General features: G+C 61.5%; 17 protein-coding genes, 1 pseudogene and 2 riboswitches. Of the genes and pseudogenes, 9 read left to right on the top strand and 9 right to left on the bottom strand.

Annotation, left to right across the window (positions count from 1 at the left end):
• Window positions 1-44: 44 nt before the first annotated feature.
• Together PPUTUW4_RS12060 and PPUTUW4_RS12055 are read left to right on the top strand one after the other, a co-directional pair.
• Window positions 45-2,582: a PAS domain S-box protein gene (locus PPUTUW4_RS12060; protein WP_015094897.1), complete on the top strand. Its 2,538-nt coding sequence runs from the start codon at window positions 45-47 to the stop codon at window positions 2,580-2,582.
• A 67-nt stretch (window positions 2,583-2,649) separates the two neighbouring features.
• Window positions 2,650-2,925, top strand: a complete 276-nt coding sequence (locus PPUTUW4_RS12055; protein WP_007898282.1) for a peptidylprolyl isomerase — start codon at window positions 2,650-2,652, stop codon at window positions 2,923-2,925.
• Window positions 2,926-3,032: 107 nt separating this feature from the next.
• On the opposite strand, the gene PPUTUW4_RS12050 is transcribed toward PPUTUW4_RS12055, so the two are convergent.
• The 3 genes and pseudogenes from PPUTUW4_RS12050 to PPUTUW4_RS12040 all read right to left on the bottom strand — a co-directional run bounded on the left by PPUTUW4_RS12050 (window position 3,033) and on the right by PPUTUW4_RS12040 (window position 4,979).
• Window positions 3,033-4,250: an amino acid deaminase gene (locus tag PPUTUW4_RS12050; RefSeq protein WP_015094896.1), complete on the bottom strand. Its 1,218-nt coding sequence runs from the start codon at window positions 4,248-4,250 to the stop codon at window positions 3,033-3,035.
• A 39-nt stretch (window positions 4,251-4,289) separates the two neighbouring features.
• Window positions 4,290-4,502: pseudogene (locus PPUTUW4_RS12045) on the bottom strand (IclR family transcriptional regulator); the annotation flags it as partial.
• 87 nt (window positions 4,503-4,589) lie between these two features.
• Window positions 4,590-4,979, bottom strand: coding sequence for a RidA family protein (locus PPUTUW4_RS12040; protein WP_015094895.1), 390 nt, complete (start codon window positions 4,977-4,979; stop codon window positions 4,590-4,592).
• 354 nt (window positions 4,980-5,333) lie between these two features.
• Here PPUTUW4_RS12040 and PPUTUW4_RS12035 point away from each other — a divergent pair, with 354 nt between their 5' ends.
• Window positions 5,334-6,065, top strand: a complete 732-nt coding sequence (locus PPUTUW4_RS12035; RefSeq protein ID WP_015094894.1) for a hypothetical protein — start codon at window positions 5,334-5,336, stop codon at window positions 6,063-6,065.
• A 309-nt stretch (window positions 6,066-6,374) separates the two neighbouring features.
• On the top strand, window positions 6,375-7,598 hold the full coding sequence (locus PPUTUW4_RS12030; protein ID WP_015094893.1) for an NADH:flavin oxidoreductase/NADH oxidase family protein: 1,224 nt from the start codon (window positions 6,375-6,377) through the stop codon (window positions 7,596-7,598).
• 147 nt (window positions 7,599-7,745) lie between these two features.
• Here PPUTUW4_RS12030 and PPUTUW4_RS12025 read toward each other — a convergent pair whose 3' ends face one another.
• The 4 genes from PPUTUW4_RS12025 to cobW all read right to left on the bottom strand — a co-directional run bounded on the left by PPUTUW4_RS12025 (window position 7,746) and on the right by cobW (window position 14,491).
• A complete protein-coding gene (locus tag PPUTUW4_RS12025; protein WP_015094892.1) occupies window positions 7,746-8,291 on the bottom strand; it encodes a VWA domain-containing protein in 546 nt (181 codons plus the stop codon).
• A gap of 119 nt (window positions 8,292-8,410) precedes the next feature.
• Window positions 8,411-9,418 carry an AAA family ATPase gene (locus PPUTUW4_RS12020; RefSeq protein ID WP_015094891.1) on the bottom strand — a complete coding sequence of 336 codons (1,008 nt, stop codon included), beginning with the start codon at window positions 9,416-9,418 and terminating at the stop codon, window positions 8,411-8,413.
• A gap of 150 nt (window positions 9,419-9,568) precedes the next feature.
• Window positions 9,569-13,417 carry a cobaltochelatase subunit CobN gene (gene cobN, locus PPUTUW4_RS12015; protein ID WP_015094890.1) on the bottom strand — a complete coding sequence of 1,283 codons (3,849 nt, stop codon included), beginning with the start codon at window positions 13,415-13,417 and terminating at the stop codon, window positions 9,569-9,571.
• 3 nt (window positions 13,418-13,420) lie between these two features.
• Window positions 13,421-14,491 carry a cobalamin biosynthesis protein CobW gene (cobW, locus tag PPUTUW4_RS12010; protein ID WP_015094889.1) on the bottom strand — a complete coding sequence of 357 codons (1,071 nt, stop codon included), beginning with the start codon at window positions 14,489-14,491 and terminating at the stop codon, window positions 13,421-13,423.
• Between the two features lie 101 nt (window positions 14,492-14,592).
• A riboswitch (cobalamin riboswitch) is annotated at window positions 14,593-14,806 on the bottom strand.
• Window positions 14,807-15,001: 195 nt separating this feature from the next.
• Window positions 15,002-15,228: riboswitch (cobalamin riboswitch) on the top strand.
• Between the two features lie 121 nt (window positions 15,229-15,349).
• Here cobW and PPUTUW4_RS12005 point away from each other — a divergent pair.
• The 4 genes from PPUTUW4_RS12005 to cobM all read left to right on the top strand — a co-directional run bounded on the left by PPUTUW4_RS12005 (window position 15,350) and on the right by cobM (window position 17,501).
• Window positions 15,350-15,541 carry a CbtB-domain containing protein gene (locus PPUTUW4_RS12005; RefSeq protein WP_007974650.1) on the top strand — a complete coding sequence of 64 codons (192 nt, stop codon included), beginning with the start codon at window positions 15,350-15,352 and terminating at the stop codon, window positions 15,539-15,541.
• An 11-nt stretch (window positions 15,542-15,552) separates the two neighbouring features.
• Window positions 15,553-16,260 (top strand): CbtA family protein, encoded by a 708-nt coding sequence (locus PPUTUW4_RS12000; protein WP_015094888.1) that lies wholly within the window; start codon window positions 15,553-15,555, stop codon window positions 16,258-16,260.
• Window positions 16,257-16,670, top strand: a complete 414-nt coding sequence (locus PPUTUW4_RS11995; RefSeq protein ID WP_015094887.1) for a cobalamin biosynthesis protein — start codon at window positions 16,257-16,259, stop codon at window positions 16,668-16,670. The genes PPUTUW4_RS12000 and PPUTUW4_RS11995 overlap by 4 nt, the downstream gene beginning before the upstream one ends.
• An 84-nt stretch (window positions 16,671-16,754) precedes the next feature.
• Entirely contained in the window at window positions 16,755-17,501 is a 747-nt protein-coding gene (gene cobM / locus PPUTUW4_RS11990; RefSeq protein WP_015094886.1) for a precorrin-4 C(11)-methyltransferase, read from the top strand.
• A 141-nt stretch (window positions 17,502-17,642) separates the two neighbouring features.
• Here the strand turns inward: cobM and nfuA are convergent, their stop codons facing one another.
• Complete coding sequence (gene nfuA, locus PPUTUW4_RS11985) at window positions 17,643-18,227, bottom strand: Fe-S biogenesis protein NfuA (RefSeq protein ID WP_007912592.1); 585 nt, start codon at window positions 18,225-18,227, stop codon at window positions 17,643-17,645.
• A 220-nt stretch (window positions 18,228-18,447) separates the two neighbouring features.
• Window positions 18,448-20,745, bottom strand: coding sequence for a fatty acid cis/trans isomerase (locus PPUTUW4_RS11980; RefSeq protein WP_015094885.1), 2,298 nt, complete (start codon window positions 20,743-20,745; stop codon window positions 18,448-18,450).
• A 156-nt stretch (window positions 20,746-20,901) separates the two neighbouring features.
• Between PPUTUW4_RS11980 and metH the strand changes: the two genes are divergently transcribed.
• Entirely contained in the window at window positions 20,902-24,612 is a 3,711-nt protein-coding gene (metH, locus tag PPUTUW4_RS11975) for a methionine synthase (RefSeq protein ID WP_015094884.1), read from the top strand.
• Window positions 24,613-24,631 lie beyond the last annotated feature (19 nt).

Genomic DNA, 24,631 nt, shown 5'->3' with positions numbered 1-24,631 from the left:
AAGAATAGGCGCCTGCTAAAGCGACTCAGGCGCAGGACTCCCGGATGAACGCAATACCCACCGCCAGCGATGCCCAGGCCCTGATCGCCCGGATCGACTGGGCAAGCAGCCCGCTGGGCGCTGCCAGCACCTGGCCACAGAGCCTGCGAACCGCCGTGGACATCGTCATTCACTCACCGATGCCGATGCTGCTGCTATGGGGCCCGCAACTGACACAGATCTACAACGACGGCTTCGCCCTGCTCGCAGGAAGCAAGCATCCGCAGGCTTTCGGACAACCGACACACCTGATCTGGCCAGAGTTGAAAGACTTTACCGACCCGATCTACAGCGCCGTCCTGCAAGGTCAGGTACGAACCTACAGTGAGCAGCGCTTTACCCTGCAACGTGAGGGCCGGGAGTCCGACTTCTGGCTCGACCTGACCTACAGCCCGATCCGCGACGAAGGTGCCGAGGTGGCCGGGATCCTGGTCACCGCCATCGAAACCAACGAACGCCGGCGCATCGCCCTCGAACTCGAACAACGTTCGGCGGCCAGCCTCAAGGCCCAGCGTGAAACCGAGGAACGCCTGCAAATGGCCCTCGCCGCCACCGATGCGGTGGGCACCTGGGACTGGGACATCAGCGAGGACCGTTTCATCGCCGATGTGCATTTCGCCCAGCTCCACGGCGTCGACCCGGCCATGGCCAACCAGTTGCCGATCAGCGAATACCTGCATGGCGTACACCCGCAGGACCGCGCCCTGATCGCCCGCAGCATCAAGCACTGCATCACCCACGGCAGCGAATACGCCGAGGAATATCGCCTGTTGCAAACCGACGGCCAGATGCGCTGGGTGTTTGCCCGCGGTCGCTGCTACAAGGACCATCACGGCCGGCCGATCCGATTCCTCGGCGCCGCCCTGGACCTGACCGAGCGCAAACACACCGAGCAAGCCCTGCGCCAGAGCCAGACCGAGCTGCAACTGATCATCAACGCCATGCCGATCCTGATCAGCTACGTCGACCGCGAAGAACGCTTTCGCCTCAACAACGCGGCATACCTCGACTGGTACGGGCTGACGCCGCAAGAGCTATATGGGCGAACCATTCTTGAAGTACTCGGCGAAGAAGCCTACGCGCTACGCGCCCCGTACATCACCGAGGCGCTGTCCGGCCGGCCCTGCTGTTTCAGCATCAGCACGCCGCACCGCGACGGCAGCATGCGCCAGGCCTTGATGAATTACCTGCCGCGTCACGGTGCAGATGGTGCGGTCAACGGCTTCTACATCTTCGTGATCGACGAAACCGAACGCAAAATGACCGAAGAAGCCTTGCGCAACCTGAACGAAACCCTTGAGGAACGGGTGGCTGCCCGCACCCGACAACTGGCCGAGGCCAACGAGCGTCTGCAAAACGAGATGTTCGAGCGTGAGCGTGCCGAAGACGCCTTGCGCCATGCGCAGAAAATGGAAGCCGTCGGCCAGCTGACCGGTGGCATCGCCCATGACTTCAACAACATGCTCACCGGCATCATTGGCAGCCTCGACCTGATGCAACGCTACATCGCCGAAGGCCGCGCCAGCGAGATCGGCCGGTTCACCGAGGCGGCAGTGTCCTCGGCCAACCGTGCCGCCGCCCTCACCCATCGCTTGCTGGCGTTCTCCCGGCGTCAGTCGCTCAATCGCACGCCGCTGAACCCCAACGACCTGATTCGCTCGCTTGAGGACCTGCTCAGTCGTACCAAGGGCGACCACATTGAACTCAAGCTGCAACTGGCCGAGCACACCTGGCGGGTCAACACCGATGTCAGTCAGTTGGAAAACGCCCTGCTCAACCTTGTGATCAACGCCAGGGACGCCATGCCAGGCGGCGGCGAGTTGCAGATCGAAACGGCCAACGTGTACCTCGACGGCAGCGACATCACGACCCTGGAACCGGTCAAGGCCGGCGACTACGTGATGATTGCCGTCAGCGACAACGGCACCGGCATGACGCCCTCGGTGCTGGCCAAGGCATTCGACCCCTTCTTCACCACCAAGCCCATCGGCCAGGGCACCGGCCTGGGTTTGTCGATGATCTACGGTTTTGCCCAGCAATCGGGGGGCCACGTCAGCCTGTTCAGCCTGCCCGGACGAGGCACCAGCGTGCGTTTGTACCTGCCGCGCCTGCATTCGACCGAACCGGAAAAAGTCCTGTCACCCGTGGTCGGCGAGGCGCCAGCTGCGATTGCCGGCGAAACGGTGATGCTGGTCGAGGATGATGCGGCGGTGCGCATGTTGGTGCTGGACCTGCTCAAGGAACTCGGTTATCGCGCCCACGAAGCCGAAGATGCCAAAGACGCGCTGCCGGTGCTGGAGTCGGACCTGCGGGTGGACCTGCTGGTGACCGACGTGGGGTTGCCGGGCATGAACGGCCGACAACTGGCAGAAATCGCCCGCCAGCATCGTCCCGGACTGAAAGTGTTGTTCATGACCGGTTACGCGCAGATCGCTTCCGAGCGCCAGGGTTTCCTTGAAGAAGGCATGGACATGGTGACCAAACCGTTTTCCATCGACCTGCTGGCCAACAAGATTCGCACGATGATCGGTCAACCGGACTGAGTTGAGGCATAATCGCGCGCCCCCGCTGCCACCCACATAACCAGCATCGTTGCAAGGTAACCGCCCCATGAAAGCTCAAGCCCGCCATATCCTGGTGAAAACCTCGGAAGAAGCCGAGCAGCTCAAACAACGCATCGCCAAGGGTGAAGCGTTCGATGTGCTGGCCAAGAAGTATTCGACCTGCCCGTCGGGCAAGCGCGGCGGCGACCTCGGCGAAGTGCGGCCGGGGCAGATGGTCGGCGTGATCGATGCGGTGATCTTCAAGAAACCGCTGCGGGTGGTGCATGGGCCGATCAAAAGCAAGTTCGGGTATCACCTGGTGCAGGTGTTTTACCGGGATTGATGCAGTTGGCTTGAGGGCCTCTTCGCGGGCGAGCCCGCTCCCACAGGGGAACGCGTTCCAAATGTGGGAGCGGGCTTGCTCGCGAAAGCCGCGCCGCGGTTTCAATCTTAGAAACAGGTTTCCATGGTCTCGATGACGTTCAACTGCTCATCGACAAGACAGCCAACACGCCACTTGTCGAACGTCAGGCACGGGTGCGAAGTGCCGAACGAAATGATGTCGCCCACCCGCAGATCAACCCCCGGCGCCACGGTCATGAACGCATGCTGGTCCATGACCGCGGTGACTTTGCAGGCACTCACATCATCGCCGTTGGCTGGTACCACGCCCGCCTTGTAGCGCCGCAACGGCACCGGCAAACCGGCGTCGTAGGCGACGTCGCGTTTGCCCAGGGCAATCACCGCAAACCCTGGCTCCGGCAACGACTGCACGTGCGCCCACACTTCCAGCGCCGGGCGCAGGCCTTCGTGCAGGTCGCTGCGACGGTCGAGCACGCAGCACTGCGCTTGCTTGTAGATGCCATGGTCGTGAGCCACGTAACTGCCGGGACGCAGCACGCTGAGGAAGCGTCCAGCGGCGTTCTGTGCTTCGAAGGACTCGGCAATCAGGTCATACCAGGCCGACCCCGACGCGGTGATGATCGGCTTGGCAATGGCGAAGGCGCCGCTGTCCTGCAACTGCACCGCCAGGCGCACCAGTGATGCGGCGAAATCGCGGATACCGGTAACAGCGTGATCACCATGGATCACCCCTTCGTAGCCTTCGATCCCGGTCAGGGCCAGGGCCGGTTGCGCAGCGATGGCCTTGGCCAGGTCGAGCACTTGCTGTTCGCTGCGGCAACCGCAACGCCCGCCGACCACGCCGTATTCGATCATCACGTTCAGGCGCACGCCACGGGAGGCGAAATAGGCGCCCAGGTCGGCGACGTTGTCCGGGTGATCAACCATGCAATAGAAGTCGAACGTCGGGTCGGCCAGCAGGTCGGCGATCAATGCCATGTTCGGCGTGCCGACCAACTGGTTGGCCATCAGGACACGGCGCACGCCATGGGCGTAGGCGGCACGGGTTTGCGTGGCGCTGGCCAGGGTGATGCCCCAGGCACCGGCGTCCAGTTGGCGACGGAACAACGCCGGGGTCATGCTGGTCTTGCCATGGGGCGCGAGTTCCGCTCCGCTGTCGCTGACGAACGCCTGCATCCAGCGGATGTTGTGTTCCAGCGCCTCGCGATGCAGTACCAGCGCAGGCAGGCTGACATCACGCACCAGGCTGGCACCGATGGGCGCCGCGCCTTTATCCACGTTGGCAGTTTGGGGGGCAGAAGACATGGTCGAACTCCTCGTTCACGCGGCTGCAGACAGCCGCTGTTACTCGTTGATGCGACGGGCCAGGCTATTGGCGCTTGCGATCAGCACCCGGCGGTAGTCGTTGTAGTTTTTCTTCGCATCGGCCCGTGGGGCGACGATGCACAGGGTCGCGATGGCCACGCCGTCGGGTTTTTTGACCGGCGCGGCGCAGTAATGGGTAAAGGTGTCGTCGACGCTATCGAAGGAAAAGAACCCCTCGATACCGGCCTGACGGGGCCGCCTTCGCGAGCGAGCCCGCTCCCACATTTGGAATGCGTTCCCCTGTGGGAGCGAGCCTGCTCGCGAAGAGGGCACCTCGGTTCAAGCCTTTTTCTTGTACGCAATGCAGTCGATCTCGACCTTGCAGTCGACCATCATGCTCGCCTGCACACAAGCCCGCGCCGGGGCGTGTTCGGGTTTGAAGTACTCGGCGAAGACCTTGTTGAAGCTGGTGAAATCCCGCGGATCCTCCAGCCACACGCCAGCACGCACCACATCTTCCAGGGCATAACCGGCCTCTTCGAGAATCGCGATCAGGTTCTTCATGGTCTGGTGGGTCTGTTCGACAATGCCGCCCGTAATAATCTCGCCGTCCACCGCCGGCACCTGCCCGGAAACGTGCAGCCAGCCATCGGCTTCAACGGCGCGGGCGAAAGGACGAGGCTGACCGCCAGCGGCGGTACTGCCGGTGCCGTAACGAGTAATGCTCATGAGTGTTTCTCCTGATTGAAAATTGAAAGATCAAAAACGGGTGCTTTTGAGAAATTCCGCCAGTCGTGGCGATTGCGGGCGTTCGAACAGGTCCTTGGGGGACTGGTCGTTTTGAGTATGATTTTGAGTCTGAGTCATGGCAAAGCCATCTTCCCGTCAAACAAGTGCTAGCGATAGCTACAGGGTGAAGTGATAACGCTCAATCAGTGTGCACATGACCACGACATGCCACAGGTCCATCTGCGTCCAGGCCGGCTGTCACCACTGTCAACTCTGACAGTAGACCTGCGCAAGACATGTAGAAATACTGGAGTCTCATCTGACTCATACCCCCCCCATTGAAGGGAATGTGAAATGAAGACGCCAAAGGGATTAGTTTTCTGTGCCGTACTGGGAGTTGGATTAGCAGGCTGTAACGTTCAACAGGACACGTCTGTGACCTCTGTAAACGAAGAATGCAAATATCTGGTCAACGGAAAATTTATCGGCCAAAACGGTCCGGAAGTTTGCGTCACGACACCGCTGTCAAAAAGCGCCACATCGATTACGGGAACTATCGTTGGTACCGGAACAACGGGACCGTTCATGGTGACTGCATTAACCAGCGATGGAACCATCCTTAAACAGGTCATCACCCTCGCCAACGGTGACTTCACGATGACACCGCTAAACCTGCAGAGCCTGCCTGGCAAGGGGATTTCAATCTCGGTTTTCGTTAACGATGTCAGTTCACCTCCCACCAAACTGGTCGTTGGGCAAGAACCCCCGGCGAAGTGCAGGCAAGGCACCCCCGGGTTTCCCCTGTGCGGTACTTACCCTGGCGCCATTTTCTTCCCGATAAAAACGTCCATCACCACAATATTCTTGCTTCCCCCCGGAGACGTCTTTGGGGGCGCAACGCTTGTCCCGAATTTTATGGGGTTGAGTTTTATTAACTGGAAGCCGGACAGAACCATTGCATATCAAATGTCCGTCGCTCCGTTACAGCCTGGAGATGAATCTCGTGTTTATGCGGAGAACAAAAACAACGAGTCGTTTGCCTACCTCGTGTCGCAAACAGTTCTTGCCAATAAAAAACAAGAATGAAAAATCGAGGTTTCCAAGAAAAAAGACATCTGGATAGCTGAGGCAACTCTGGAAAACATCGAGTCAATTCAACCGTGGAGCAAGGTCGGTGATGTACAAAATCATTGAAGACGAAGTGTTGAAAAAAATCGGCGCCGGCTGAGGTTAAAGCCGAGTTTTCCAGCATGAGTTTGATCGGCTACACACCTATTGCCTATTGATCTACTCAACTGCGCCAATTCACCAATTTCCATTGCGGCCTCATTTTCCCGCTTGACATTAAAGTTAACTTTAAGCTTAGCCTCTGCTCATCAGTATGAGGAGTCAAGCATGTCACCCTTCCGAATCTTGAATTTGCCCAACGGCCAGGCCATCGCCAATCGCATTGCCAAAGCCGCGATGGAAGAGAACCTCGCCAACACCAATCAAGTACCCGATCACGCACTGCTTCGCCTGTATCAAGCCTGGGCCGAAGGTGAAGCCGGTTTGCTGCTGACCGGCAATGTGATGATCGACCGCCGCGCCATGACCGGCCCTGGTGGTGTCGCACTGGAGGACGAGCGGCATCTGGAACGCTTCCGCCAGTGGGCCAGTGTCGGCCGGGCCGGCGGTGCGCACTTCTGGATGCAACTCAATCACCCTGGCCGCCAGACCATGGCCAACCTCGGCCAGCAAACACTGGCGCCGTCGGCGGTTGCGCTGGATCTCGGCCAGTTCTCGAAGATGTTCGCCGAACCCAAGCCCATGGGCGAGGACGACATCCAGGAGGTGATCCGACGTTTCGCCACCAGCGCCGCACTGGCGGAGAAAGCCGGTTTTACCGGTGTGCAGATCCACGCCGCCCATGGCTATCTGCTCAGCCAGTTCCTGTCGCCGCTGACCAATCGACGCACTGATCGCTGGGGTGGTTCGCTGGAGAATCGCGCGCGCCTGCTGTTGTCCGTCGTCGAGGCGGTTCGCCAGGTGGTATCGCCGCAATTTTGCGTGTCGGTAAAGCTCAACTCAGCGGATTTCCAGCGCGGTGGCTTCGATGCCGATGATGCACGGCAAGTGATCCAGTGGCTCAACGAGCGACCGATCGACCTGCTGGAACTCTCCGGCGGCAGTTACGAAGCACCGGCCATGCAAGGCGAAGCGCGCGACGGCCGAACCCTGGCCCGGGAGGCGTACTTTCTGGAAATGGCCGGTGAACTGGCCAGCGTGGCGCGCATGCCAGTGATGGTGACAGGCGGGATCCGGCGTCTGGCAATCGTCGAACAGGTCCTCGACAGCGGCATCGCCATGGCCGGCATCGGCACCGCCCTGGCCGTGGAGCCGCACCTGGTCAAGCATTGGCGCGAAGGCAAGAACAGCCACCCACAACTGCCGCCGATCCGCTGGAAGCGTAAACCCCTGGCGGCACTGGCGAGCATGGCGGTGGTGAAGTTCCAGCTGCATCGCTTGAGCCGTGGGCGCAAGACCCGACCTGAAGTCTCGGCGCTGTGGGCGTTGATTGTCGACCGGTTGTACATAGGCAAGCGTACCCGGCAGTACCGGCAGGCGATGGGCAAGTGATTCAAATTTGAGGTTGGCAGGTACACCGCTTTCGCGAGCAGGCTCGCTCCCACAGGGGTTTTCGGGCGATTACAAAGCTTGTGTTCAACACCGATCAATTGTGGGAGCGAGCCTGCTCGCGAAGAGGCCGGAACTGCCAAACAGAACTCAACCAGGCAGCAACTCGTCAATATGCCGATACTCGGCCTGCAACTGCGCCGCCAACACCCGGCTACGCCCAAGCCGAATCGGTCCGCGCTCGATGTCGATCAACAGCCCCGGACACGCAAGCGTCGGCAACAGCGACCAGTCCTTCAGCCGGCCATCGGTCACCAGCAACAAGCGCTGCTGCTCTGCCGGAAAACGTTTCTGCCGTGCGGCAAGCCACTGCCCTGCTTCGCTCAATGCCGCCAGCAGCGGCGTGCCACCACCGGCACCCAGGCTGTCGAGCCAATGGCGCAGCCCCGTGGAAGCCTTCAATCCCTGCACCTGCCACTTGGGAGCAGCACCGCTGGCCGTGAGCAAGGCCAGGCGTGCGCGCTGGCGATAGGCATCGTCGAACAACTGCGCCAGCAAGCCCTTGGCATCACTCAATGCCTGATGACGGCGGGTCGATGCGGAGGCATCGACTATCACCAGCCACAGTTCATGGGGCGAACGCGTGCGCAGTTGAAATATCAGGTCGTCGCGCTGACGCGGCCGGCCATTGAGCAAGGTGCCGGGCCAGTTGACCGAGCCGCTGCGGGCGGCGTGACGCTTGCCCTGTTTGCCATGGTCCAGTCGCCCGGCTCGGGGTCTGGCATTCGCCCCCGCGTCGCAGCGAGGGCGAATGCCTAGGGCTTTTTTGGCCAGCTCGGCACTTCACGTCGAGCGCCGGTCGCCAGCGCCTGGGCAGGCAATTCGCCCCACTGGCCCTGCCCTTCACTCGGATTGTCGTTCTGCGGCGCAGTTTGTTGCACAGTTTGAGATTGCGCAGGTGCCGGCGGCGAATGCTCGCGACGACGATGGCGCAAGGCGAACTCGGCAACGGCGTCGATATCTTCCTCGGCGATAGCGTTCGCCCCGCGCCAGGCAGCGTGAGCCCGAGCGGCACGCAGCCAGACCAGGTCAGCGCGCAAACCATCGACGCCAGCGGCAAAGCAGCGCTCGGTAATCCGGGCCAGCGCCTGGTCGTCGAGAGGAATACTCGCCAGGGCGTTGCGTGCGTGCTGGCAACGTTCGCGCAGAGATGACTGCGCCGACTCCCATTCGGCGCAGAATCCTTGCGGATCGCTGTCGAAATCCAGGCGACGACGGATGATCTGGCCTCGTTCGGTCGGCGCTGTGTGGCCACCAAGGGCGACATTCAAGCCGAAACGGTCGAGCAGTTGCGGACGCAGTTCACCCTCTTCGGGATTCATGGTGCCAATCAGCACGAACTTCGCCGAGTGCCGATGGGAAATGCCGTCACGCTCAACCAGATTGGTGCCGCTGGCGGCCACATCGAGCAGCAAGTCAACGAGGTGATCAGGCAACAGATTGACCTCGTCGACGTAGAGCACGCCACCGTCAGCCCTGGCCAGTACGCCGGGTGAGAACTGCGCGCGACCTTCGCCCAACGCCGCGTCGAGATCGAGAGTGCCAACCAGGCGCTCTTCGGTGGCGCCCAGCGGCAAGGTGACGAACTGACCGCTGGCCAGCAAGTCCGCCAGACCACGGGCCAGGGTCGACTTGGCCATGCCGCGCGGACCTTCGATCAGGACTCCGCCGATTTTCGGGTCGATGGCGGTCAGGTACAGGGCCAGCTTCAAATCATCGGCGCCGACCACGGCGGAGAGCGGGAAATGCGGGGTGTCGGTCATTGTTTTATCTCGGTCATGGTCGGTGATCTCACAGGCGCCTCAATCCTTGTGGGAGCGGGCTTGCTCGCGAAAGCAGTGTCTCATCCAACCTATACGGCGACTGACACGACCTCTTCGCGAGCAAGCCCGCTCCCACAGGTTTTGCGGTGATTAGCTGTCTTCTTCTATATCCAGCAACAGATTCTCCAATGCCTCGCGGTAGGCGCCCGGCTCCTTCCACATCCCGCGTTGTTGCGCCTCGAGCATGCGTTCAGTCATGTCGCGCAAGGCATGGGGATTGTGTTCACGGACAAAATCCCGGGTTTCAGGGTCGAGCAAATAGGCGTCGGCCAGCAACGCGTACTGGTGATCGTCGATCAACTGCGTGGTGGCATCGAAGGCGAACAGATTATCGACGGTCGCAGCCATTTCGAACGCACCTTTGTAGCCGTGGCGCTTTACCCCTTCGAGCCACTTCGGATTGGCCGCCCGGGAGCGGATGACCCGGTTCAGCTCTTCCTTCAAGGTGCGAATCTTCGGCAGGTCCGGCTGACTGTGATCGCCATGATAACTGGCCGCCGCCTCGCCTTTGAGGCTTTCCACCGCCGCGAGCATACCGCCCTGGAACTGGTAGTAATCATTGGAGTCGAGCAAATCGTGCTCGCGGTTGTCCTGGTTTTGCAGCACCGCCTGTACCTGGCTCAGGCGCTGGCTGAACTGATCACGGGCGGCGGTGCCTTCGTCGGAACCGCCGTAAGCGTAGCCGCCCCAGTTGAGGTAAACCTCGGCCAGGTCATCCCGGGTTTGCCACAGGCGACCGTCAATCGCGCCCTGCACGCCTGCGCCGTAGGCTCCGGGCTTGGCTCCGAAAATCCGCCAGCCGGCCTGCCGTCGTGCAGCGTCTTCATCCAGCCCGGCCTGCAACAAGGCTGCACGCTCGGCACGCACCTTGGCCGCCAACGGATTGAGGTCGTCCGGCTCATCCAGGTCGGCCACCGCTTGCACCGCCGCGTCAAACAGGCGGATCAGATTGGCAAAGGCATCGCGGAAGAAACCGGACACGCGCAAGGTCACGTCGACCCGAGGACGGTCGAGCAAACTCAACGGCAGGATCTCGAAATCATCGACCCGCTGGCTGCCAGTGGCCCAGACCGGACGCACACCCATCAACGCCATCGCCTGGGCGATGTCATCGCCGCCAGTGCGCATGGTCGCGGTGCCCCACACCGACAGGCCGAGCTGGCGCAGATGATCGCCGTGGTCCTGCAGGTGCCGCTCCAGAATCAGGTTGGCCGACTGGAAACCGATGCGCCACGCCGTGGTGGTCGGCAAATTGCGCACGTCCACCGAGTAAAAGTTACGCCCGGTGGGCAGCACGTCCAGACGACCGCGACTCGGCGCACCGCTGGGGCCGGCCGGGACGAAGCGACCGCTGAGGGCGTCGAGCAGACCGCGCATTTCCGCTGGGCCGCAGGCGTCCAGGCGCGGGGCAACTACATCGCGAAGGCCATCGATTATGGCACTCACTTCAGCCCAACCTGCCTCCTGTGGGAGCGGGCTTGCTCGCGAAAGCGGTGGGTCAAGCGACATCAATGTTGAATGGTCCACCGATTCGCGAGCAAGCCCGCTCCCACAGGGGTCATTCAACACGCCCGAAATCAACTGCGCTGCATACAGTTCCAGGCGCTCGCGGGTATCGCCCGCCGTGCGCCAAATCTCGTCACTGACAAGCAAAAGAGACTCGGGACGCGGCCCGGTCCATGGCTCGGCCAGCGCACAATCCAGTGGGTCAAACCCCAACGCAAACGCCTTGGCCAGCGCCCGCAGCAGACTCGATTGCGCACCGCGTCCATCGCCCCGTGGAATGCGCAACAACGCCAGCAAGGTGTCGATGCGCAAACGCCCGGTGGGCGATTCGCCGAACACATGCAGACCATCGCGGATCTGCGACTCTTTCAAGTCGCACAGGTAAGTGTCGAGTCGCGGCAACCAGATCGCTACGTCGGCATCGCTGTCGAGTTGCTCGTCCAGTTGCAGTTCACGGTCGATGTGCGAGTCACGCACCAATTGCAGGATGTCGCGCTGCAACTCGCGTGCGCGACGCGGATCGAGCAACTGCGCTTCGTAATACTCATCGGCCAACAGTTCGAGGTTGCGCAGCGGGCCATAGGTTTCGGCGCGGGTCAGCGGTGGCATCAGGTGATCGATGATCACCGCCTGGGTACGCCGCTTGGCCTGGGCGCCCTCGCCCGGGTCATTGACGATGAACGGATAGATGTTCGGCAGCGGCCCGAGCAGCGCATCCGGCCAGCAGTTTTCCGACAGCCCCACGCCCTTGCCCGGCAGCCATTCGAGGTTGCCGTGCTTGCCGACGTGGATCACGCCGTGGGCGCCATAGGTGTGGCGCAACCAGAAGTAAAACGCCAGGTAGCCGTGGGGCGGCACCAGGTCCGGGTCGTGATACACCGCGCTCGGATCGACCTGATAACCCCGCGCCGGTTGAATGCCGACGAAGGTCTGGCCAAAGCGCAGGCCGGCGATCATCATCCGTGCGCTGCGGCACATCGGGTCGTTTTCCGGCGCGCCCCAACGTTCGAGCACCGCCGCACGATTGGCTTCGGGCAGGGCATTGAACATCGCCAGATAGTCGTCCATTGCCAGGCTTTGCTGGCACGGACGCAGGTCGAGGGTATCGAGATCGTTGCTGACACCGCCCAGCAACTGCTGGATCAGCGCGGTTCCACTGTCCGGCAATTGCGCCGGCAGCGGATAACCTTCGGCATGCAGCGCCCGCAGGATATTCAGCGCCGCGGCCGGAGTGTCGAGGCCGACCCCATTGCCGATGCGCCCGTCGCGAGTCGGGTAATTGGCGAGAATCAAGGCAATGCGTTTTTCGGCGTTTGGCACCCGTGCCAGTTCAACCCAACGTCGCGCCAGTTCGGCAACGAAGTCCATGCGCTCCGGTTGCGGCCGGTAGCAGACCACATCCGACTGACTGCGCTCACTGCGCCACGCCAGGTCCTTGAAGCTGATCGGGCGGCTGATGATGCGTCCGTCCAGCTCCGGCAAGGCAATGTGCATCGCCAGATCGCGCGGGCCAAGCCCCTGTTCACTGGCGCGCCAACCCGGTTCGTTGTCCTGGGCGCAAATCGCCTGGATCACCGCAATATTGCGACGGAACGGCCGCAGGTGTGGCGCTTCGGGGCTGGACTGGGCGAAGCCGGTGGTGTTCAGGATCACCGAGACGCTGGCCTCATCCAGCCAGTCCTCGACCGCGCCCAGGCAGCCGGGCTCCTTCAAACTGGCCAGCGCAATCGGTAACGGATTCAACCCCGCTGCCTGCAAGCGTTGGCAAAAAACATCGATGAAAGCGGTGTTCGCCGCCTGCAAATGCGAGCGGTAAAACAGCACCGCCGCCACCGGTTGATCGGCGCGCCAGTCGGCCTGCCAGTCACTCAGTACGGCAGAATGTTTGAGCGGATGGTAAATCGCCGTGCGCGGCAGGGTTTGCGGCTCACCCCAGGTGTAATCGCGCGCCAGCCAGCGGTTGGCCAGGCAGCGGAAGAAATCCAGGGCGTTGCCCATGCCACCCTGACGTAGAAACTGCCAGAGCCGGTCGCGGTCCTCGGCGCCGACGGTACTCAGGTCGCTGAGCTCCGGATCCGGGCGGTCATCGCCCGGCACCAGAATCACCTGCACGCCGCGCTGGGACAGCTCGACCAGGCGCTCGATGCCGTAACGCCAATAGGCGATGCCGCCGTGCAGCGAAATCAGGATCACCCTGGCGTGACGCAGCACTTCATCGACGTACAAATCGACCGAGGCATGGTTCTGCACCTGCATCGGGTTGGCCAGGCGCACGCTCGGGTAATCCTCGGGCAACTGCTGCGCCGCCTCGGCGAGCAGCGCCAGGCTGGAGTCGCCGCTGCACAGGACCACCAGTTCGGCGGGGGTTTGTCCAAGGTCGGCGATGTTGTCATCCGACACGAAACCGCCGGGCTGGGTCCTGAGCAGGTGCATGGGTTACACGCTGAGCGCAGCGCGCAGTTGCGCTTCGAGCACGGCGGCGTCCAGTTCCTGGCCGATCAGCACCAGACGGGTGATGCGCGTCTCTTCGACGCCCCACTGGCGGTCGAAGTGCTTGTCGAAACGCGTGCCCACGCCCTGGATCAGCAGGCGCATCGGTTTGTTCGGGACGGCGGCGAAACCTTTGACGCGCAGGATGCCGTGCTGGACCACCAACTGGGTCAGCGCGTCCATCAGCAGGCTTTCGTCGGCTTGCGGCAGTTCGATGGAGATCGAGTCGAAGGCGTCGTGATCGTGGTCGTCATGATCATCGTCGCCATCGTGATGATGGTCGTGGTGACTGTGGCGGCTGTCGATGTGTTCTTCGGAGCCGGCACCCAGGCCAATCAGCACGTCCAGCGGCAGGCGACCGCTGCTGGCTTCGATGATTTTCACTGCTGGCGGCAACTCTTCGGCGACTTCAAGGCGCACGCGGGCCAGGTCGGCCGGGTTGATCAGGTCGGATTTGTTGAGAATCACCAGGTCGGCGCTGGCCAACTGGTCGGCAAACAGCTCGTGCAATGGCGATTCGTGGTCCAGGTTCGGGTCGAGTTTGCGCTGGGCATCGACCTGGTCCGGGAAGGCGGCAAAGGTTCCGGCGGCCACAGCCGGGCTGTCGACCACGGTGATCACCGCGTCAACGGTGCAGGCACTGCGGATTTCCGGCCACTGGAAAGCCTGGACCAGCGGTTTTGGCAGGGCCAGGCCCGACGTTTCGATGAGGATGTGGTCGAGATCGCCGCGACGAGCCACCAGTTCGCGCATCACCGGGAAAAATTCTTCCTGGACGGTGCAGCACAGGCAGCCGTTGGCCAGTTCATACACACGGCCGCTGGCTTCTTCTTCGGTGCAACCGATGGAGCACTGCTTGAGGATTTCGCCGTCGATGCCCAGCTCGCCAAATTCGTTGACGATCACAGCGATGCGGCGCCCCTGGGCGTTGTCGAGCATGTGCCGCAGCAGCGTGGTTTTACCCGAGCCGAGAAAGCCTGTAACGATGGTGACGGGAAGTTTGGCCAGTGTTTTCATCGGATGCCCTATGGCTAGGTGGCGGGCATACGGGACGACGACCGGCAACGCAGATGCGCGTGCCTGAAGAGTTCGCCACCGGATCACCCCGCCCGGTTGAATTTGAGAATCTGTGTCGAGGCAGGTCTCCTGGCTGACGGTGTGCCGGCCTTGGGCCTGGCATTCGCTGCGCCTTCCCGCCGGCCTCATGGATTGAGCCTGCAGTGGCGTGGCAACGAACATCACCGTTCACAGTTGCGGGGGCAGCCGCGGCATTGACCGCGTTCCCTTCTTAGCTTCGACAAACGCCGAAGAACCTCGAAAGCGCAAGGCTACGCATGGTATTGGGGCGGGTCAATGTTCACGTGACTTCTGCGGTGTGCCCTTCGCGAGCAAGCCCGCTCCCACATTTGATCGGGTTCTTTCAGAGGAAAAGGGTCAAGTGTGGGAGCGGGCTTGCTCGCGAAGAAAGCGACTCGGTTTCCAGTTGAGAACCCTTGCCAATTGACGCCCAACCCTCGCCCATGCTCTCCTACGCATCTTGTTACGGGTGCCCTTCACAGGGTGAAACGGGAAACCGGTGAATCATGTGCTTTACTCTAAAGCCATGTCAGTCCGGTGCTGCCCCCGCAACGGTAAGCGAGCGAAGCATCAGATCCACTGTGCCACTACGGCATGGGAAGGTGATGCTTGCAGGATCAGGCCCAAGCCTTTGCCCCTCGTGAGCCCGGAGACCGGCCCGCAACATAAAGTGACCATAACGATCACTGATACAACAAACCCGCGGTGGGCGGGCGCTGTTTGAAACGCTGCGCGCCTGGTCGTGCAGCTTTTTGCATGCGCTCTTGATTCCCCGCTGACAGACCAGAGGGAAACGCCATGTCGATCATCAGCAGCACCGGCCACACTACAGCCAGCACCACTTCTACCCTGACTCAACGTCTGACCGCCGCCGTCTGCGCGTCGATCCTGGGCGCGTGCCTTGTGTATTTCGCCGGTTTCTCGCACATCGAAGCGGTGCACAATGCCGCCCACGATACCCGTCACAGCTCCGCGTTCCCGTGCCATTGAGACCTGCTGAGATGATCAAGCGTATTGCGCAAACCGCAGGTTTCACCGGGCTGCTGGCCGCCCTGTTGCTGACCCTGCTGCAAAGCTTCTGGGTCGCACCCCTGATTCTGCAGGCCGAAACCTACGAAAAAGCCGAACCGGCTGCCGTTGAAATGCATGAACACGCCGATGGCGCGATGGCGGCCCACACCCACGACGCCGAAGCCTGGGAACCGCAAGACGGCTGGCAGCGCGTGCTGTCGACCACTGGCGGCAACCTGGTGGTGGCCGTCGGTTTCGCCCTGATGCTGGCTGGCCTGTACACCTTGCGTGCACCGACCAAAACCTCCCAGGGCCTGCTCTGGGGTCTGGCCGGCTATGCGACCTTCGTGCTCGCACCGACCCTCGGCCTGCCACCTGAACTGCCAGGCACTGCCGCCGCCGATCTGGCACAACGGCAACTGTGGTGGATCGGTACCGCCGCCTCCACCGCCGTCGGTATCGCGCTGATCGTGTTCAGCCGTCACTGGCTGATGAAAGTCCTCGGCGTGGCGATCCTTGCCGTTCCCCATGTGATTGGCGCACCGCAACCGCAAGTGCATTCGATGCTCGCTCCGGAGGCACTGGAAACCCAATTCAAAATCGCTTCGCAACTGACCAACGTGGCGTTCTGGCTGGCCTTGGGCCTGATCAGCGCCTGGTTGTTCCGTCGCAAAAGCGATGGCCAATACCACGCATGACGGACGTCAGCACTGCGCCGACCCTGGTGGTCGGCCTGGGCTGCCAAAAGGGCTGCCCCGTCAGCACCTTGCTGGCGCTGCTCGACCAGGCACTGGAGGCGCACCAGATTGCGCGCCATGAAATCAAGGCCCTGGCCAGCATCGATTCGAAGCGCGACGAACCCGCACTGATCGAACTGGCTCAGCAGCTTGGCCTGGAATTGATGTACTTCAGCAGTGAACAACTGGCCCCCTATGAGCCGCAACTCAGCCATCAATCGCAAATAGCGTTTGAACGCACCGGTTGCTACGGCGTGGCGGAAAGCGCCGCACTGGCCCTAGCCGAACAACTGGCCCAGGCCCCGGCTAAACTGCTGATCCCTCGACAAAAATATGCCCAGGCAACCCTGGCATTGGCCGGCGCGGCATAAAATCCCCGATAATCCCCGCCTCGATCATGAACATTCTTCATCTGAAGCCCTGTTCAACCCCTTTTTTCCCCACAGGAACCGACGATGACCGTCTACTTCATTGGCGCAGGTCCCGGCGACCCCGAACTGATTACCGTCAAGGGCCAGCGGCTGATTCGCAGTTGCCCGGTGATCATTTATGCCGGCTCGCTGGTGCCAGCCGCGGTACTGGAAGGTCATTGTGCCGAGCAGGTAGTCAACAGCGCCGAACTGCACCTTGAACAGATCATCGACCTGTTCAAGGCCGCCCACGCCAAAGGCCAGGACGTGGCCCGAGTACACTCCGGCGATCCGAGCCTGTATGGCGCCATTGGCGAACAGATTCGCTATCTGCGTGAGCTGGGCATCGGGTTCGAAATCGTTCCGGGCGTGACGGCCACCGCCGCGTGTGCAGCGCTTCTGGGTGCTGAACTGACGCTGCCGGACGTTTCACAGAGCGTGATCCTGACTCGCTACGCCAACAAAACCGCCATGCCACCCGGAGAGGAATTCGCCAGCCTGGCCCGGCACGGCGCGACCATGGCGATTCATTTGGGGGTCAATCACCTGCCGAAGATCGTTGAGGAACTGCTGCCGCATTACGGCGCCGATTGCCCGATTGCGGTGGTTCACCGTGCGAGCTGGCCGGATCAGGACTGGGTGACGGGAACGCTTGATGACATTGCCGAAAAGGTTGCCGCCAAAGGGTTTCGGCGCACGGCTTTGATACTGGTGGGACGGGTGCTGGGCAGTGATCACTTCAGTGAGTCATCGCTGTATCGCGCGGGGCATGCACATCTCTATCGCCCATAAGGCCCCTTCGCGAGCAGGCTCGCTCCCACATTGGAATATGGTCAACTGTGGGAGCGAGCCTGCTCGCGAAGGCGTCAGCGAATTTAACTCATAAAAAACGGCGCTCACGGGGCGCCGTTTTTTTATTTTGCAGCGAACACCTTAGTAGTAGGCGTTTTCTTTCTGCGTGTGGTCGGTCACGTCGCGAACGCCCTTGAGCTCGGGAATACGCTCAAGCAGGGTACGCTCGATGCCTTCCTTGAGCGTCACGTCGGCCTGGCCGCAGCCCTGGCAACCACCGCCAAACTGCAGGACGGCGATGCCGTCTTCGACTACGTCGATCAGGCTGACCTGACCGCCGTGGCTGGCCAGCCCAGGGTTGATCTCGGTTTGCAGGTAGTAGTTGATGCGCTCGTTGACCGGGCTGTCGGCGTTGACCATCGGTACTTTGGCGTTTGGCGCCTTGATGGTCAGCTGGCCGCCCATGCGGTCGGTGGCGTAGTCGACAACGGCATCGTCCAGGAAGGCTTCGCTGAAGTGGTCGATGTAGGCGGTGAAGCTTTTCAGCCCCAGCGCGGTGTCTTCGGGTTTTTCTTCGCCCGGCTTGCAGTAGGCAATGCAGGTTTCGGCGTACTGGGTGCCAGGCTGGGTGATGAAGACGCGGATGCCGATGCCCGGGGTGTTCTGCTTGGAGAGCAGATCAGCCAGATAATCGTGGGCGGCGTCGGTAATGGTAATAGCGGTCATGGAAACTCCTCGCAGGCTTGGGCGCAGTTTACGCCAATCGGCGCGCCGGACAAAGTCCCAGTATTTTTGTCAGGAAAGAATTGTGGGAGCGGGCTTGTGTGGCGAGGGGGCTTGCCCCCGCTGGGTCGCGAAGCGGCCCCAGAAAATGGGACTGCTGCGCAGTCCAACGGGGGCAAGCCCCCTCGCCACAAGCCCCCTCCCACAGGGGATCAGCGGTGTTTCAGAGGTTCTCGAAGCGGTTCATGTCCAGCACGCCCTCTTCCACCGGATCGGTCTCCTGGATGTAGCGGCTCAGGTCATGGAAATACAGCCAGAATTGCGGATGACTGCGGCGTATTCCCCAACGTTCGACGATTTTCTCAAAACTGTCGCTATCCTTGGCGTTCTCCATCGCATCCACAAACGCCGGCACTTGCCCGGCCGGAATGTTGAACATGAAGTTCGGGTAGCTGCTGAGCACACCCGGGAAAATCGTCAGGGTATCGAGCCCCGGCTGATAGCGCAGCGATTCGCCGAGCAGGAATGCCACATTGCTGTGGGCCCGGTTGCGCAGCAGGCTGTAGACCTCACGCTTGCCGCTGCCGGTTTCGATACGCAGCATGGTCGCTTCCGGCAGTTGATCGATGACCTTGAGCCCCGCCGCCGGACGCGAGGTCAGGCGGCTCAACACCTGCTCGGCATTTTGCAGATCCGGATCAATGTTCGGCCGCGAGCAGTATGCGCCGTCGCAACGGTTGATCGGGTCGGGACTGGCGTTGAGGTCGCCATAACGGGTCAGCAATTGCCGGGCGAAATCGCGCTTGGGATCCTGCGGATCAAGCTTCAGTGCGGTTGGTTTGTCATCGTCGATGGACTCGTAGTCCAGCCACATCTTGAATTTGCCACTGTTCTGATACCAGTCGTCGAGGTAGCCCTCCCGCGAATCGGCGGGCATCAGACGCAGGAAATTCTGCTCGGCGCCGTTACGGATCAGGTCGAAATACAAGCGCGTCTGGGCCTGATGGGACACGTTGCCGAACACATCGAAATTGACTGCCAGTTGGTAGTAGGTGCGCTCCAGCAGCGGATAGTCGAACAGCCACATCGTCTGCGGCACTTCGCCGATCAGGCCTTTGGTCACTGAGGCGCTGTCAAAATGGCGAAAGATGCTCAGCAGTGCGTTGTCGTTGCCGGCCCACAGGGTCGACCAGCTCGGCGCGGGCAAGTCTGCGTAACTGTCGCGGCGCAGGGCCTCGTATTCGTTGCGTTTGTCGCGGTAGTCATGCCACAGGGTCAGGACGCTGCCGACATCATCATTCTGCCCCGGCATCGCCAGCAAGGGCGTGGCTTGCCCGCGATAGTTCGGGTCGGTGATGTAGAGGTCGTGTTCAGGTGCCTGGAACAGCGCCCAGAAGTTATCGCGAATCACGTCCGTGGCGATCTGCCCACGACAGACTGGCCCACGGATAAAGGTGCGCACGAAGTACTCGGCGTTATCGAGCATGAACTGGTAGCGCGCCTGGGCCGGAATCGCTTCGAAGGTGGTAAAGGGGTTGGCCCGGCTCTTCGGCCCGTAGCCCGGCAATGCATTGGCCTCCCAGTTGCCGCTGTAGAACAGGGATTTGACCCGTGCCAGCTTCGCCGCGCTCAGCGGATAGGTGATGTGGGTCTTGTGCACGATCACGCCCTGCACCGGCCACAAGCGGTAGTAAAACTCCGAGCCCGGATCATCGTTGGGGCGCCGGGTATTGATCAGGTCAATCGGCTGGCCGGTCGGCGTGCGCGAACGCACCCACTGGAAGAAATGCCCGGGCTCACCCTCCTTGAAGTAAAGATGGGCGAGGAACCAGTGTTCATACAGCCAGCGCCCCACCAGGCTTTGCCGGGCGCCCGGCGAATTGAGCAGGTTTTCCCACTGGATCACTTGCTGCGCTTCTTGCGCACTCGGGGCCAGGGCCTGTTGATCGATAGGTGCGCCTGCGGCCAGCCAGCGTTGCAGCGTCTGGTACTGCGGGTCGGTCAGGCCGGTCACCGCCAGCGGCATGCCTTCCTTCGGGTGCGAAGCGGCGTAGCCATCGAACTGCGCGGGCATGGAACACATGTTCTCCCGGTTCAGGCCCAGGACGATGTCTTGCGGCAGCCTGGCGTTGGGTTGCAAGGGGGTGTTGTGGCCCAGTTCCAGCATCCGCGCCATCAATGAGGCCTGGCTGCCCTGGGCATCAAGCACCGAAAAGAAGCCCTTTTGCTGCCAGGCGGCTTTGCCGGAGGCGTCCAGAAACAGCCGCGTCGGTGCCACCGCTTTAGTACGGTCACCGTCGTAAACCGGGACTTTCGTCGCGCCGCGTGCCGCGCCTTCGCCGCTGCCCAGGTTGAGCTGACAGGCGGCGTCGTTGCAGGCGTGGCAGGCCACGCACTTTTCAGTGAAGATCGGTTGAATGTCTCGACTGTAGGAAATGGCAGAGGAGTTCGCCGGACTTTGCGCCGCAGCGCCCCAGCTTAAAAGCATCAACACACTGCTGATGACGAAGCGATAAGACATGTCCCTGGTCCCGGATCCTGAAAAAACGCCGCGATTCTACCGGTCTGCCATGCCTGCCAACATGAACGATATTCATGCAAAACCGAGTCATGCTCTAAAAGCGCACAGGTTTGCTATCATCCCGGCCCTTCGTCATGGTCTTACCGAGTAGTCCAAATGTCCGATCGCAGCGTTCGCCTTCAAGCTCTCAAGCACGCCCTCAAAGAGCGCATCCTGATTCTCGATGGCGGTATGGGCACGATGATCCAGAGCTATAAGCTCGAAGAGCAGGATTACCGTGGCAAACGCTTCGCTGACTGGCCGAGCGATGTCAAAGGCAACAACGACCTGTTGGTACTGACTCGTCCGGACGTGATTGGCGGCATCGAGAAAGCCTACCTCGACGCTGGCGCCGACATTCTGGAAACCAATACCTTCAACGCCACCCAGATTTCCCTGGCCGACTACGGCATGCAAGGTCTGGCGTATGAATTAAACGTAGAAGGCGCTCGCCTGGCACGCAAGGTCGCCGACGCCAAGACCCTGGAAACCCCGGACAAACCGCGCTTCGTCGCCGGCGTGCTCGGCCCTACAAGTCGCACCTGCTCGTTGTCCCCGGACGTGAACAACCCCGGCTACCGCAACGTGACCTTCGATGAGCTGGTGGAAAACTACACCGAATCCACCAAAGGCCTGATCGAGGGCGGCGCCGACCTGATCCTGATCGAAACCATCTTCGACACCCTCAACGCCAAGGCCGCGATCTTCGCCGTACAGGGCGTGTTCGAAGAACTGGGCGTCGAACTGCCGATCATGATTTCCGGCACCATCACCGACGCCTCGGGCCGCACCCTGTCGGGCCAGACCACCGAAGCCTTCTGGAACTCCGTGGCCCACGCCAAGCCGATTTCCGTTGGCCTGAACTGCGCCCTCGGCGCCAGCGAGTTGCGCCCCTACCTCGAAGAGCTGTCGAACAAGGCAGGCACCCACGTGTCGGCGCACCCGAACGCCGGCCTGCCGAACGAATTCGGCGAGTACGACGAACTGCCGTCGCAAACCGCCAAGGTCATCGAAGAGTTCGCCCAAAGCGGCTTCCTCAACATTGTCGGCGGCTGCTGCGGCACCACACCGGGCCACATCGAAGCCATCGCCAAAGCCGTGGCCGGTTATGCCCCGCGCCAGATCCCGGATATTCCCAAGGCTTGCCGCCTTTCGGGCCTGGAACCCTTCACCATCGATCGCAGTTCGCTGTTCGTCAACGTCGGCGAGCGCACCAACATCACCGGTTCCGCCAAGTTCGCCCGGCTGATCCGCGAGGACAACTACACCGAAGCCCTGGAAGTCGCCCTGCAGCAGGTCGAGGCCGGTGCCCAGGTTATCGACATCAACATGGACGAAGGGATGCTCGATTCGAAGAAGGCCATGGTGACCTTCCTCAATCTGATTGCCGGCGAACCGGACATCTCCCGCGTACCGATCATGATCGACTCCTCGAAGTGGGAAGTGATCGAAGCCGGCCTCAAATGCATCCAGGGCAAGGGCATCGTCAACTCGATCAGCATGAAAGAAGGCGTGGAGCAGTTCATTCACCACGCCAAACTGTGCAAGCGCTACGGCGCCGCGGTCGTGGTGATGGCCTTCGACGAAGCCGGCCAGGCCGACACCGAAGCGCGCAAGAAGGAAATCTGCAAACGCTCCTACGATATTCTGGTCAATGAAGTGGACTTCCCGCCGGAAGACATCATCTTCGACCCGAACATCTTCGCCGTGGCCACCGGTATCGAAGAGCACAACAACTACGCCGTCGATTTCATCAACGCCTGTGCCTACATCCGTGATGAGCTGCCGTACGCGCTGACTTCCGGTGGCGTGTCCAACGTGTCGTTCTCCTTCCGCGGCAACAACCCGGTGCGTGAGGCGATCCATTCGGTGTTCCTGCTCTACGCAATCCGCGCCGGGCTGACCATGGGCATCGTCAACGCCGGGCAACTGGAGATCTACGACCAGATCCCGGTGGAACTGCGCGACGCCGTTGAAGACGTGATCCTCAACCGCACCCCGGAAGGCACCGACGCCCTCCTCGCCATCGCCGACAAGTACAAGGGCGACGGCAGCGTCAAGGAAGCCGAGACCGAAGAGTGGCGCAACTGGGACGTCAACAAGCGCCTGGAACATGCGCTGGTCAAAGGCATTACCACCCACATCGTCGAAGACACCGAAGAATCGCGCCTGTCCTTCGCTCGCCCGATCGAAGTTATCGAAGGTCCGCTGATGGCCGGCATGAACATCGTCGGCGACCTGTTCGGTGCCGGCAAAATGTTCCTGCCCCAGGTGGTGAAATCCGCTCGGGTGATGAAGCAGGCCGTGGCGCACCTGATCCCGTTCATCGAACTGGAAAAAGGCGACAAGCCTGAAGCCAAGGGCAAGATCCTCATGGCGACCGTGAAAGGCGACGTGCACGACATCGGCAAGAACATCGTCGGCGTGGTGCTCGGTTGCAACGGCTATGACATCGTCGACCTGGGCGTGATGGTCCCGGCGGAGAAGATCCTCCAGGTGGCCAGGGAGCAGAAGTGCGACATCATCGGCCTGTCCGGCCTGATCACTCCGTCGCTGGATGAGATGGTCCATGTTGCCCGCGAAATGCAGCGCCAGGACTTCCACCTGCCGTTGATGATCGGTGGCGCCACCACCTCCAAGGCGCACACGGCGGTGAAGATCGAGCCCAAGTACAGCAACGACGCAGTGATCTACGTCACCGACGCCTCCCGCGCCGTGGGCGTGGCGACCCAGTTGCTGTCCAAGGAGCTCAAGGCCGGTTTCGTCGAGAAAACCCGCCAGGACTACATTGAGGTTCGCGAACGCACCGCCAACCGCAGCGCCCGCACCGAACGCCTGAGCTATGGCGCGGCCATCGCCAAGAAACCACAGTTCGACTGGGCGAGCTACACGCCGGTCAAACCGACTTTCACCGGCACGCGGGTGCTGGACAACATCGACCTCAACGTTCTGGCCGAGTACATCGACTGGACGCCGTTCTTCATATCCTGGGACCTGGCCGGCAAGTTCCCGCGCATCCTCCAGGACGAAGTGGTCGGTGAAGCCGCCACCTCGCTGTACAACGATGCAAGGGAAATGCTGCGCAAATTGATCGACGAAAAGCTGATCAGCGCTCGCGCAGTGTTTGGCTTCTGGCCGGCCAACCAGGTGCATGACGACGACATCGAGCTCTATGGCGATGACGGCAAGCCAATGGCCAAACTGCATCACCTGCGCCAGCAGATCATCAAGACCGACGGCAAGCCGAACTTCTCCCTGGCCGACTTCGTCGCGCCCAAGGACAGTGAAGTGACCGACTACGTGGGTGGTTTCATCACCACCGCCGGCATCGGCGCCGAAGAAGTGGCCAAGGCCTACCAGGACGCTGGCGACGACTACAACTCGATCATGGTCAAGGCCCTGGCCGACCGCCTGGCCGAAGCGTGCGCCGAATGGCTGCACCAGCAGGTGCGTAAAGACTACTGGGGCTACGCCAAGGATGAAGTGCTGGATAACGAAGCGCTGATCAAGGAGCAATACACCGGCATCCGTCCGGCACCGGGTTATCCGGCCTGCCCGGATCACACCGAAAAAGCCCAGTTGTTCGCCTTGCTCGATCCGCAAGCCCAGGAAATGCGCGCAGGCCGCAGCGGCGTGTTCCTCACCGAACACTACGCCATGTTCCCGGCGGCAGCGGTCAGCGGCTGGTACTTCGCTCACCCGCAGGCGCAATACTTCGCCGTGGGCAAGGTCGACAAGGACCAGGTGCAGAGCTACACCTCGCGCAAAGGCCAGGAGTTGAGCGTGACCGAGCGCTGGCTGGCACCGAACCTGGGTTACGACAACTAAGCGGCTCTATTGGCCACGA

The organism is Pseudomonas sp. UW4, from assembly GCF_000316175.1.
In the GTDB taxonomy this organism is placed as follows: Bacteria; Pseudomonadota; Gammaproteobacteria; order Pseudomonadales; family Pseudomonadaceae; genus Aquipseudomonas; species Aquipseudomonas laurylsulfatiphila.
The sequence above is the reverse complement of the archived record's forward strand: the minus strand, read 5'-3'. Positions and strand labels throughout refer to the sequence as shown.